The sequence below is a fragment of the Streptomyces sp. NPDC047453 genome, from assembly GCF_040643155.1.
Lineage (GTDB): Bacteria > Actinomycetota > Actinomycetes > Streptomycetales > Streptomycetaceae > Streptomyces.
The window spans coordinates 23,923-36,328 of record NZ_JBEYTS010000001.1; the positions used below are offsets into that span (position 1 = coordinate 23,923).

General features: G+C 73.1%; 9 protein-coding genes. All 9 read right to left on the reverse strand.

Annotated elements, in window-relative coordinates:
- Positions 1 to 5: 5 nt before the first annotated feature.
- Positions 6 to 1,709 (reverse strand): PP2C family serine/threonine-protein phosphatase, encoded by a 1,704-nt coding sequence (locus ABZ818_RS00100; RefSeq protein ID WP_361408320.1) that lies wholly within the window; start codon positions 1,707 to 1,709, stop codon positions 6 to 8.
- A gap of 3 nt (positions 1,710 to 1,712) precedes the next feature.
- Positions 1,713 to 4,244 carry a tetratricopeptide repeat protein gene (locus tag ABZ818_RS00105; RefSeq protein WP_361408323.1) on the reverse strand — a complete coding sequence of 844 codons (2,532 nt, stop codon included), beginning with the start codon at positions 4,242 to 4,244 and terminating at the stop codon, positions 1,713 to 1,715.
- Between the two features lie 8 nt (positions 4,245 to 4,252).
- Complete coding sequence (locus tag ABZ818_RS00110) at positions 4,253 to 5,554, reverse strand: hypothetical protein (protein ID WP_361408326.1); 1,302 nt, start codon at positions 5,552 to 5,554, stop codon at positions 4,253 to 4,255.
- Between the two features lie 80 nt (positions 5,555 to 5,634).
- Positions 5,635 to 6,651 carry a glutamate ABC transporter substrate-binding protein gene (locus ABZ818_RS00115; RefSeq protein ID WP_361408329.1) on the reverse strand — a complete coding sequence of 339 codons (1,017 nt, stop codon included), beginning with the start codon at positions 6,649 to 6,651 and terminating at the stop codon, positions 5,635 to 5,637.
- Positions 6,652 to 6,686: 35 nt separating this feature from the next.
- Positions 6,687 to 8,135 (reverse strand): hypothetical protein, encoded by a 1,449-nt coding sequence (locus tag ABZ818_RS00120; protein WP_361408332.1) that lies wholly within the window; start codon positions 8,133 to 8,135, stop codon positions 6,687 to 6,689.
- A 199-nt stretch (positions 8,136 to 8,334) separates the two neighbouring features.
- Positions 8,335 to 9,306 (reverse strand): BadF/BadG/BcrA/BcrD ATPase family protein, encoded by a 972-nt coding sequence (locus ABZ818_RS00125; RefSeq protein ID WP_361408335.1) that lies wholly within the window; start codon positions 9,304 to 9,306, stop codon positions 8,335 to 8,337.
- The gene (locus ABZ818_RS00130; RefSeq protein WP_361408338.1) at positions 9,297 to 10,562 is read right to left on the reverse strand and encodes a 6-phospho-beta-glucosidase; all 1,266 of its coding nucleotides are present in this window, start codon (positions 10,560 to 10,562) and stop codon (positions 9,297 to 9,299) included. Before ABZ818_RS00130 ends, ABZ818_RS00125 begins: the two co-directional genes overlap by 10 nt.
- 5 nt (positions 10,563 to 10,567) lie before the next feature.
- On the reverse strand, positions 10,568 to 11,461 hold the full coding sequence (locus tag ABZ818_RS00135; RefSeq protein ID WP_361408341.1) for a carbohydrate ABC transporter permease: 894 nt from the start codon (positions 11,459 to 11,461) through the stop codon (positions 10,568 to 10,570).
- 2 nt (positions 11,462 to 11,463) lie between these two features.
- Positions 11,464 to 12,405, reverse strand: a complete 942-nt coding sequence (locus ABZ818_RS00140; protein WP_361408344.1) for a sugar ABC transporter permease — start codon at positions 12,403 to 12,405, stop codon at positions 11,464 to 11,466.
- Position 12,406: the final 1 nt, after the last annotated feature.

The window sequence follows — 12,406 nt, forward strand, 5'->3', positions numbered from 1 at the left end:
GTCCCTCAGGCCGATCCTGCCCCCTGCGGCGCGGCCGGGAACGGCACGACGGCCACTGTTACGTTGTCGTGGCCCCCGCCGTCCAGGGCGTGGCCGACCAGGACCCGGGCGCTGTGCAGCGGGCGCACGGCGGCGTCGGGGGGGACGGCCTCGGCCATCTCCCGGGCCGTCTCGGCGTAGTTCCACAGCCCGTCCGTGCACACCACGACCACTCCCGGCCGGTCCGGCTTGAAGGAGGCGGTGTGCGGCTCCAGTTCGTAGGCGTCCGCGCCGAGCCAGCCGGTGATCGCGTGGGCGCGCTCGTCGGCGTACGCCTCCGCCTCGGACATCAGGCCCGCGGAGACCATCTGCGCGGCCCACGAGTCGTCCTCGGTGAGCCGGGCCGGGGGCGCGCCGCGGTCCACCGGGATCCAGTAGGCGCGGCTGTCGCCGACCCAGCCGACGACCAGCAGCCCGGAGGCGACCACCGCGCCGACGAACGTGCAGGCGGGCGCGTTCTGGTGGGCGGAGTGCCGGCCGGCCGACGCGGGCTCCCCGGCGAGCGCGTCGACCGCCTGCGCGGCGGCGACGATCGCGTCGTGCATGGCCTGCTGCGGGTGCGTGCCCCGGGGCAGCGCGGCCAGCAGCGACTCGCTCGCCGCTCGTGAGGCGGCGAGGGAGGCGTCGTCGGGGCGGGTCGCGGAGGACACGCCGTCGCAGACGACCGCCGCGAGGGCGGGCGAGCCGTCGGGCAGCGCGGTGCGGCCGAGGGCGAAGGCGTCCTCGTTGCGGTGGTGGCGCAGGCCGCGGTCGCTGACGGCGGCGATCGGGCCCGACTCCTGCTCCATGTGGTCGCGTTCGCGCGGCTGGGCGTGCCCGCAGTTCTCGCAGTAGCCGTCGCTGTCGACCCGGCCGGCCCGGCAGGCCACGCACACCGTGGCGGTCTCGCCCGGGGTGCCGTCGCCCGCGGCGCCTTCGCCCGGAGCGGCGGCGTCGGAGTCGGTGGGCACGCGCGGGTCCGGCGCCTGCAACGGGTACTCGTCGGGCTCCGCGGGCCGGTCGAGCCGGACGCCCGAGGCGGACGCCCCTTGCTGCTGCGGCTGTCCCTGCGGCTGCGGACCCTGGCCTTGCGGCTGCGGCTGCGGCTGCGGCTGCGGCTGCCCTTGTCCTTGCGGCTGCTGCTGAACTGCGGCCTGTGCTTGAGCCTGCGGCTGTTGCTGGGCCTGCGCTTGACGCGGCGGCTGAGCGGCCGGCTGCGGCTGCGGCCGGACCGCCGCCTGGGCCTCGGCGGGTGGCTGCGCCTCTGGCTGCGGCTGGGACTGAGCCGTCTGTGGCTGCTGCGGGGACTGCGCCACCGGCTGCGGCCGCTGCTGAACCGCCGCCTGGGCCTGGGACTGGGCTTGAGCCTGCGCCTGCTGTGCCGGAGCCGGCAGCGGGGAGCCGCTCGAGTCCGTGCCCGGCAGGTCCGTCGGCAGGTGCAGCCGCGGTGGGGCCTCGGAGGCGTCCGGGTGCGGTGCGCGCGGCCACACGGCGTCGTCGGCACGCTCGCCGGGGCCGGCCGGGCGCGGCACCGCGCCGCGGTCCATCGTGAGCGTCGGCGCGTCGCCCGGTCCCTCGGCGGCCGCGGACAGGTCGTACCCGCACGCGCCGCAGAAGCGGTCACCCGATTCGAGCGGCTCCGCACAGCTCGGGCACTTCGGCAGCGCGGCCTGCTGGTGCATCTGCGACATCAACTACACCCACGTCCGGGGGCGGTAACGGTTGGCACGTTCCACCAGGTCGATCCTCTCCTCGCCACCGGGCGCCAGCCGGGCCAGCGTGCGGTACGAACGCTCCAGGCCGAAGCGGAGTCCCCGCTCGTCCAGGTCGCTTCCGAGCAGCACCCGCCGGGCGGCCGGGTCGGTGGCCCGGCCCCCGGAGAGTACCCAGTCCAGGGCGCAGCCGAGGACTTCCGCCGACAGCCGCTCCCGCCGGGCGGGGTCCAGACCGTAGGCCTGAAGTGCCTCGACCTGCCCGGAGGCGGCCGTCAGATCGTCCAGGAACGGCGTGTCGGACGCCGCCGCCGTACGGTGCCGCAGTCGTGCCCGTACGGCCGCCACGCGCGCCGCCGTGTAGTGGATCGAGGACTCCGGTACGGACTCCAGGGTCCGTACCGCGCCGGGCCGTTCGCCGGAGGCGAGCTGCACGCGGGCCAGCCCGAACGCGGCGCTGACCTGGCTCGGGTCGGTCGACCACACCAGGCGGTAGTACTCGGCGGCGTTGTCGAGCTGGCCGAGCACCTCGGCGCACAGGCCGAGCGCCAGCTTCGGCGCGACCTCACCGGGGAAGGCGTCGTAGACCGCGTCGAAGGCGAGGGCAGCCTCCTCGTGGTCGCCGGTGACCAGGGAGGCCACGCCCCGGTACCAGACGACCCGCCAGTCGTCCGGGTGTTGCTGCTCCAGTTGGCGTAGGACTTCCAGCGCGGTGGCCGCCTCGCCTGTCTCCAACCGGGCCCTGACCTGGCGCAGCCGGGTCTCGGCCGACTGTGTGGGCGCCGCCGCGAGCGCGTGCGCCAGTTCCCCGGGCGCGGACGTCAACAGGCCCGCCAGAAAACCCGCGTTCGGGTCACCCGGGTCGACGTGGGGGACCGGCAGGGCGAGCGCGGCGGCGGGCGTTTCGACGGGCTTGACGAGCGCCGGGGCCGGAGCGTTCGGCGTGCCCGGAGCGCCGTGGCCGTGCGCGGTGCCGGCCGCGAGGGCCGGGGCCGATCCGCGCAGGCGTGGCACCCGCGCCCCCAGCCGGGACACGTCCCCGTCCAGTTTCGGGAACAACTCCGCGTCCGTCACCCGCAGTTCCGGGCCGAACAGCGTAGAAAGGGCCGGCCGCGCCCGGCCGGTCTGGAGGGACACGACCTCCCGCAGCACGCCCGTGAGCTGCTCGGCCATCTCCTGCGCCGAGGCGAACCGGCGGGCCGGGTCGGGGTCGGTGGCACGGACCAGCAGGCGGTAGAAGGACTCGTACTGGCGGAAGACCTCGATGTTGTCGGGGTCGGGCAGGGAGTCCGCGAAGACGTTCGTGTAGCCCTGGAAGTCGAAGGTGAGGACGGCGAGCGTACGGCCCACTGTGTACAGGTCGCTGGCCACCGAGGGGCCGACCTCGGCGACCTCGGGCGCCTGGTAGCCGACCGTGCCGTAGATGGCCGACTCGTCGTCGTCCATCCGGCGCACCGCGCCCATGTCGATCAGCTTGAGCTGGTCCTCGGTCTGGATCGCGTTGTCGACCTTGAAGTCGCAGTACAGCAGGTTGCGGCTGTGCAGATGACCGAGCGCCTCCAGCGCCTCGATCCCGTACGCGCATGCCTGCTCCACCGGCAGCGGGTCGCGCCTGCCCTCCGCGGTGCGGCGGGAGTTGGCGATCTCCTTCAGCGACCTGCCGCCGACGTACTCCATCACGATGTAGCCGTCGAGGGAGCCGGTGCGCTGGTCGAGGTGCTCGACGAAGTTGTAGATCCGCACGATGTTGCCGTGCTCGATCTCCGCCAGGAACCGCCGCTCGGAGATCGCCGCCGCCATCGCGTCCTGGTCACCGGTGTCCAGCAGGCCCTTGAGCACCACCCAGCGGTCGGACACGGCCCGGTCCACGGCGAGGTAGATCCAGCCGAGGCCGCCGTGCGCCAGACAGCCCACGACCTCGTACTGGCCGTGGACGATGTCCCCGGCCCTCAGCTTGGGCACGAAGGAGTACGGGTGCCCGCACTTGGTGCAGAAGCCCTCCGTACGGCCCGCGCGGTCCCCCCGCGCGCGCCCGACCGGCGCACCGCAGTCCGAGCGCGAGCAGAACCGCTTGCGCTCCGGCACCTCGGGGTTCTCCAGCACCATCGAACGCGGGTCGGGCCGCGGCACCTGCGGCACCTGCACCAGACCCGCGCCCAGTCGGCCGCGGCCGGAGGAGCCCGTCGTGGAGCCGGAGCTGCGCACCGACACCGACCGGCCGGTCGCCTTGCCCGACAGCGAGCGCGAGAGCCGCCCCGACACCGAGCGGCGCGATTTCGACGACTGCGACGACGTACGGGAACTGCGGGCACTGGAGGCCGAACCGCCGCCGCCCACCGAACCCCGCGAGTCCCCGCCACCGCCGGTCACGCCGGTGGGCGGCGAGCCCACCATGCCGGTCGCCGAGACGACCGGCGCGAGACCGCACGTGTCGCAGTACAGCTCGCCGCCGCCGACGTCCTCGTACGTCCCGCCGCAGTCCGGCCGCTGACAGGTCTGCCCCGCCTGACTCATGACTCCCCCTACCGTCCCTCGGGCCCGCCCTGCTCCGGCACCCGTGAGCCGCCGAGCAGCTCGGCCGCCGCCTGCTGGTAGCGCAGCACGGACTGTTCGGCCACCCGCAGGTCGCAGGGTGCGCTCCACAGCATGCGGCGCGCCGCGTCGTACCGCTCGACCAGCAGCGGGTCCTCCCCCAGGCCGTGCCGGGCGACCTTCGCCTTGTACGCGTCCAGCCGCCCGCGCAGCTCGGCGCGGACCGCGAGCGGTGCGGTGACCGCCGTCAACGACTCACGAGCGCGCTCAAGTTCGTCCTCCGCCTTCTGCTCCAGCGATTCCAGGAGCGGCGACAGCCGGTGCCACCGGGCCTGCCTGCGGTACTCGGCGGCCTCCGCCAGCTGCTCCTGGAGGGCGGTCGGCGGACCGCTGACCACCGGTACCTCCGTGGCGGCGATCTTCGCCAGCACCTCGCCGCGCGCGGTGCGCGCCTCGGCGAGCGTGCGGTCCGCGCGCGAGAGCACGTCCCGCAGCCTGATCAGCCGCTGCTCGGCGTCCTGCCGGACCCCGAGCACGGCGTCGATCTCCCGGCGCACCTCGTCCAGCGCCCGCGCCTCCCGGTCGTACACCGTGGTGTCCGGCCGTCCGCCGCCCGGTGCCGAACTGCCCTGCGCGGGCAGCCAGAAGGCGAGCGGATCGGAGATCACCTCCGCGCGCAGCCTCGTCAGCGTGCGCGTGACGCGCTCCAGGTCGTCGCCCGCCGGGTGCTCGCCGGGGCGGACACCGACCGAGTGCGCGAGCCGGCGGGTGCGCTGGAGCTCGGCGGCCAGCAGATCGATCCGCGCGGGCAGCGCCGACCACACCGCGTCGGCGGCGACCACCATGTCCAGACCGCTCGCGTACAGCTCGTTCATCCGGTCCACCAGCGTGGCCAGGGAGAAGCTCTGGCTGAGCCGGCCCGGACCGGACAGGGCGGGCGCGGCGGCCGCGCCGGAGACGGTGACGGACTCGCCGCGCAGCAGCTCGGTCAGCTCCACCAGGTCCTCGCGGCTGGACCAGCGGCGGCGGGCGCGGATGTCACGGGCGGTGCGCAGGGCGCCGCTGTAGGCGTCGAAGTACGCCCACAGCAGCGTGATCGACGCCTCCGTGGCCGCCCAGCGCTCCTTGGTGACGCCGGTCAGTTCGGCGCCCTCCAGGAGTCTGCGGCCCGCGTGGTCCTGAAGGGCGAGCAGCGAGGTCTCGATGGCCTCGTGCTCCGCGCCGAGCCGCGCCAGCGCACGGTCCACCTCGTCCCGGTCCATGACGGGCCCGGCGGGGTCCGTGACGCCCATCGATCACCTCTCGCTGCTGCGTGTCGCCTGTGTGCTGTCGGTTCTGCTGTTCCGTCGGTGCCGCGCCGGCCGGTGACCGGTCACCGGTAGCTCGGCGTCGGCGCGGTGGCCGACGGTGAGTCCTTACCCAGCGTGGCGGACAGCCACGTCCCGTACGACGCCTTCCAGCCTCCGTCCTTGCGGTAGTTCTCCAGTGTCCGGTTGACCTGGCGGACCAGATCGTCGGCACCGAGCTTCATGGCCACACCGTAGAACTCCTTGGTGAAGGAGGCGCCCTTCAAGGCCACCGTGGGGTCCTGCGCGGCCTGGCTGGCGGCGAGCGCGCCGTCCGTCACCACCGCGTCCACCTCGCCGAGTTGGAGCCGCACCAGGCAGTCCAGCTGGTTGGGGACGGTGGTGGTGATGTCGGTGGACGCGGGGAGCCTGCCGTCCTTGGTGTCGGCGGACAGGTGGTCGAAGGCCGTGGAACCGGTCGCCGAGCAGATCCTCTTCCCGGCGAGGGAGCCGTCGTAGCCGGTGATGCCGGAGGTCTTGGGGGCCAGGACCTGCTGGCCGGTCAGGAAGTAGGGGGCGGAGAACGCCACCTGCTTCAGCCGGTCGCAGGTGATGGTCATGGTGCGCACCACCATGTCCACCCGGCCGCTGCGGATCGCGGGTATCCGCTCGTTGGTGGGGATGGCCTTGAACTGGACCTTGTTCGCGTCGCCGAGGATGTCCTCGGCGATGCGGTGCACGAGGTCGATGTCGAAGCCCTCGAGCGCGCCTGAGGCGTTGTTCGGGTTGCGGTAGCCCCAGCGGTAGCTGTTCTGGTCGACGCCGACCGTCAGATAGCCGCGCGATCGGATGGCGCTCAGCGTGGGGCCGCCGGCGCCGGACGGGGACGGGCTCAGGTTCTGCGCCTGGCTGTCCTGGCAGTTGTCCGCCTTGGACTGCGTGCCCTGCACGGCTCGCGAGCCGCTTGCGGCGGGGCCGCCGGCGCCCTGCGGCTGGGTGCGGGGCAGCAGCAGGACGAACGCCAGCGCCAGGGCGCAGACGGCCGCCATCGCGCCGACACCGCCCCAGCCCTTCAGGCCGGCCCGCAGACGTCGTGCTCGCATCGCCACGCCCCCTTTCACCGCTGCCACGCTCCCTTTCACCGGTACTCCGAAAGCCTGCGCCCGATGCCCAGCACCGCCCCGGCCGCTGCGAACACCGCGAGCACCGCCGAGCCGGCCGGCAGGCCCGTCATGGCCGCCCGGCCGTCCTGCGCGGCCTGCCGGAACCGGCCTGTCTCATGGGTGAGCGCCGACGCGAGGGAGGCGTCGACGTTGTCGAAGCACTCACCCGTCGACTCCGTCCGGTCCTTGGCGGTGGTGCCGATGACCCGGTCGCGTGCCTTCTGGTAGTCGCCGGAGTCGTTGGCCTGGCGGGCCAGTTCGTGTCGTTGCTTCCAGACCTTCATCGACTCGTTCGCCGTGTCCACCGGCTTCCTGCCCCCCGGGTCCTCGGCGAGGGCGCCGGCCAGGGACAGCGTCCGGGCGAGGGTGCCGAGCTCCTGGTCGTACGCCCAGTCGTAGGCGTCCATGACCGTGCCGTCCTTCAGCGTCTTCGTCTCCGCGCCGCGGCTGACGAGGGTCAGGTTCTCGTCGCTGCGTGCCTTGAGGGAGGCGATACGGGCGTCGTGCAGCACGTTCAGCGAGCGCACGCCGTGCGTGTAGGAGCCGTTGAGTCCCGCGCGCGCGACGCTGTGGCCGATCACCAGCCACAGCAGGACGACGGTGGTGGCGGCGGTCGCGGCGACCAGGCCGTGGTTCAGCACCCGGTTCGTGCGCTGGTAGTTGCGCCGCTGGGCCCAGGCGAGGGCGGCCAGGGCGACGACGCCGAGGGCGATCGCGGCCCACGGGTACGGTGTCGCGTCCCCGTAGTCGGAGCGCAGCCGCTGGTTCTCCTTCTGGTACAGGTCCTCGGCCGCCGGGAGCATCTCGTTCTGCATGGTGTCGTTGGCCGCGCGCAGGTACGCGCCGCCCACCGGGAAGCCCTGGCGGTTGTTGGCGCGGGCGGACTCGACCAGGCCCTTGTAGCGCGGCAGGAGCTCGTTGAGCTTGGTGATGGTGGCCGCGGAGGGGCTGCCGGGGGCGGAGTTGGCGGCGGCGGTGACCAGCTTGGCGGCGGCCGTGCGGACGTCGGCCTCGTAGCGCTCGCGGGTGGCCGTCGTCTCCTGGAGACCGGCCAGGTAGCCGCTGGTCGCCATGGTGTTGGCGTCGGCGAGCGAGCGGTAGATGTCCGCCGCGTCGGAGCTGAGCGGCTGGCTGCGGTGCAGGACGTCGTCGGCGGCCGAGGCGCGGTCGGTGGCCTGGAGGGCGGTGACGGCGCCGAAGGCCAGGACGAGGAGGGCGAGGACGGCGCCGATGATGCGGAGGCGGCCGGGCTCCGTGGTGGCGGCGGCGCGCAGGCGCTCGGCACCCTCCGCGAAGGCGGTGCGGCGCGGGGGTGCGGGAGGCCGCGCGGCAGGGGCGGGGGCCGCGGACTGCGGCGGAACCGCCGGCAGGGTGGGCAGGCCCGGGCCCGGCGGTGCCGATCTGCTCGTCGGCGGTTGTGTCACTGCTGACCTCCCCCGTGGTCATCCGTCGCCGCAAGTATCGCTGCCGGGACCGACATCCGCACCGGCCTTCACTGGAACTCGGCCGGGCCGCAGCGCGCTCGCCCCGTACCACCCCTTGCCCATGAATACGCCGGGGGAACCAGTTCGGTTCCCCCGGCCGCGCTCGCGGAATGCCCATCGTTGCGATACTCGCCGTCTCTCACTGCTCGAAGTGGGCCCGCACCTTTTCCCGGGCCGCCGCCGGCGCTCCCACGTGGTCCAGGCCCAGGAGGGCCGCGCCCAGGACCGGGCGAGCCGTGACGACCCGCGGGACCGCCTTGGGGGCGCGCGCGGCGAGGAGGTCGCGTACGGCGTCGTCGAGCCGGGGGTGGCGGGCGGCGAGGACACTGCCGCCGAGGAGGACCGGGGTCTCCTCGTCGAGCAGGCCGAGGCGGGTCAGGGCGACCGTGGCCATGGCCACCACCTCCTCGGCCTGGCGGTCGACGATCGTGCGGGCGATCGGATCGCCCTGGTCGGCCGTGGCGAACAGGACCGGGGCCAGTTCGTGGCGTCGGTGGTGGTCGACGTGCCCCAGGTGCAGCGCCTCGACGAGGGCGTACACGGAGGCCAGCCCGAAGTGGGCGGGGAGGGTGCGCGACAGGGCGGTGGGCGCGCCGCGGCCGTCCTCCGCGCGGGCCGCGTACCACAGGGCCTCCTCCGCCAGGCCCCAGCCGCCGCCCCAGTCGCCGGAGACGCGGCCGAGCGCGGGGAAGCGGGCGGTGCGGCCGTCCGGGAGCATGCCGACGCAGTTGATGCCGGCGCCGCAGACGACCGCGACACCGCGCGGTTCGGCCACGCCCGCGCGCAGGATGGCGAACGTGTCGTTGCGGACCTGCACCGTCGTGCCCCACGCGCGCGCGTGCAGGGCGGACGCCAACTGCTCCTCCTCCACCGGCAGATCGGCGTTGGCCAGGCATGCCGAGACATGGCCGGCGGCGGTGACGCCGGCCTGCGCGTACGCCCGCCGGACCGTTTCCTCCAGGACGTCCACCGCGGTCCCGACGCCCACGGCCGGCGGCCGGAACCCGCCGCCGCGGGCCGTGGCGAGGACCTGCCCGTCGGCCGCCACCACCGCCACGTCGGTCTTGCTGTTGCCCGCGTCGATGGCGAGGACGCTTGCGGTCAGGCCCACGCGAGGTACTCCCGGTTGTGCGCGACCAGTTGGTCGGTGAGGGCCTCGGCATACGCGTACTGGCCGATCAGGGGGTGTGCGAGGAGGGCGCGGAAGACCCGGTCCCGGCCGCCGCGCAGGGCCGCCTCCAGGGCCAGGTCCTCGTACGCCGTCACGTCGGCCATCAGGCCCGCGTACAGCGGGTCCACGTCGGAGACGGGGAGGGGGACCGCGCCCTTGGAGCCCACCGCCGCCTGCACCTCGATCACGGCGTCGTCCGGGAGGAAGGGCAGGGTGCCCTTGTTGTACGTGTTCACCACCTGGTACGGGTTGCCGCCTCCGCCCAGCAGGGCCGCCGCCAGGTCCACGGCCGCCTCCGAGTAGTAGGCCCCGCCCCGCTTGGCCAGCAGGGCCGGCTTCTCCACCAGGGCCGGGTCGCCGTACATCGTCAGCAACTCCCGCTCCATCGCCGCCACTTCGGCCGCCCGGGACGGCTTGGTGCGCAGTTCCTCCACGACCTCGTCGTGCGCGTAGTAGTAGCGCAGGTAGTAGGAGGGCACCGCGCCCAGGCGGTCCAGGAGCGGGCGGGGCAGACGCAGGCCGCCGGCGATCGTCTCGCCGTGCTCGGCCAGGAGCGCGGGGAGTACGTCCTCGCCCTCCGGGCCGCCCAGACGCACCCCCGTCTCCCAGGTGAGGTGGTTCAGGCCCACGTGGTCCAGGTGGACGTCGGCGGGCGCGATGCCGAGCATCTGCGCGAACTTGCGCTGGAAGCCGATCGCCACGTTGCACAGGCCGACCGCCCGGTGGCCTGCCTGGAGCAGGGCGCGGGTGACGATGCCGACCGGGTTGGTGAAGTCGATGATCCAGGCGTTCGGGTTCGCGCGGCGGACCCGGTCGGCGATGTCCAGGACCACCGGGACCGTGCGCAGCGCCTTGGCCAGACCGCCCGCGCCGGTGGTCTCCTGGCCGACGCAGCCGCACTCCAGGGGCCATGTCTCGTCCTGCCGGCGGGCCGCCTGGCCGCCGACGCGCAACTGGAGCAGCACCGCGTCGGCGCCGTCGACGGCCGCGTCCAGGTCGGAGGTGGTGACGACACGGCCAGGGTGGCCCTGGTGGGCGAAGATGCGGCGGGCCAGTCCGCCCACCAGCTCCAGCCGGTCCGCCGCCGGGTCCACCAGCACGAGTTCCTCGACGGGCAGGGTGTCCCGCAGGCGCGCGAAACCGTCGACGAGTTCGGGGGTGTAGGTCGAGCCGCCGCCGACCACGGTGAGTTTCATGCTGTTCAACCCTTTACTCCGGTGAGTGTGACGCCCTCGACGAATGCCTTCTGGGCGAAGAAGAACACGAGGATCACTGGGGCCATGACCAGAACGGTCGCGGCCATGGTGAGGTTCCAGTCGGTGTGGTGGGCCCCCTTGAAGGACTCCAGGCCGTAGGACAGCGTCCACGCGCCCGGGTTCTCCGAGGCGTAGATCTGCGGGCCGAAGTAGTCGTTCCAGGCGTAGAAGAACTGGAAGAGGGCGACGGCCGCGAGACCGGGCCTGGCCATGGGGACGACGACCTTCAGCAGGGTGCGCAGCTCGCCGCAGCCGTCGACCTTCGCCGCGTCCAGGTACTCGTTCGGAATGGTCGTCAGGAACTGCCGCAGCAGGAACACGGAGAACGCGTCGCCGAACGCCATCGGGATGATCAGCGGCCACAGCGTGCCGGACAGGTCCAGCTGCTTGGCCCAGAACAGGTACATCGGGATGATGATCACCTGCGGGGGCAGCATCATCATCGAGATCACCAGCATGAGCGACAGGTTGCGGCCCCGGAAGCGGAACTTCGCCAGCGCGTACGCCACGGGCAGCGAGGACGCGACGGTCAGGACCGTGCCGAGACCGGCGTAGACCAGCGTGTTCCTCCACCAGGTGAGGAAGCCCGGGGTGTCGAGGACCCGCTTGTAGTTGCCCCACTCCCAGGTGTGCGGGACCAGATCGCGGCTGAGGGCCTGGCTGTCGCTCATCAGCGAGGTCAGCAGGACGAACACGAAGGGCAGGACGAAGAACAGCGCGGCCGCCACGCCCAGCGAGTGGACCGCGATCCACTCCAGCACCGCCCTGCGGCGGGCCGTGCGCGCGGCGGGGGAGGGCCGCGTCTTCGACCCCAGCGGCTTGTCGAGCACTTGGGCCATCGTCAGTCACCTGCCTGGATGAGACCGCCCCGGCGCCGCATCAGGAACGCGGTGAACACCATCGACAGGGCGAACAGCACCAGCGCCACCACGCAGGCCGAGCCGTAGTCGAAGCGCTGGAAGCCGAGGTTGTACACGAGCTGAGGGAGAGTGAGCGTGGACTTGTCCGGGTAGCCGGGCTCGAACTGGGTGCCCGCGCCCTGGATCACACCCGAGGCGACCTTTCCGGCGATCAGCGGCTGGGTGTAGTACTGCATCGTCTGGATCACACCCGTGACCACCGCGAACATCACGATCGGCGAGATGTTCGGCAGCGTGACGTACCGGAAGCGCTGCCAGGGCGAGGCGCCGTCCAGCTCCGCGGCCTCGTACTGCTCCGTGGGCACGTCGAGCAGCGCGGCCATGAAGATGACCATCAGGTCGCCCACGCCCCACAGGGCGAGCATCGTCAGGGCCGGCTTGGACCAGGTGGGGTCGTTGAACCAGCCGGGCGCGGAGATCCCGATCCGCTCCAGGAGGGAGTTGACCGGGCCCGTACCGGGGTTGAGGAGGAAGGCGAAGGCCATGGTCGCCGCCACCGGCGGGGCCAGGTAGGGCAGGTAGAACAGGGTGCGGAAGACACCCGTGCCCGTCCTGAGCCGGGTGATCAGCAGGCCCACGCCGAGCCCGAAGACCACCCGCAGGCTCACCATCACCAGGACCAGCCACAGGGTGTTGCGCAGGGCCGGCCAGAACAGCGGGTAGTTCTGGAAGACGTACGTCCAGTTCCCGGTGCCGCGCCACGTCGGCGGCTGGAAGCCGTCGTAGTGCACGAACGAGAAGTAGACGGTGGAGATCAGCGGATAGGCGAAGAAGACCGCGAAGCCGATCAGCCACGGCGACATGAAGGCGAGGGTCTTCAGCGCCGAGCGGCGGCGCTTGGACGCCAGGGTGACGGTGGTCATG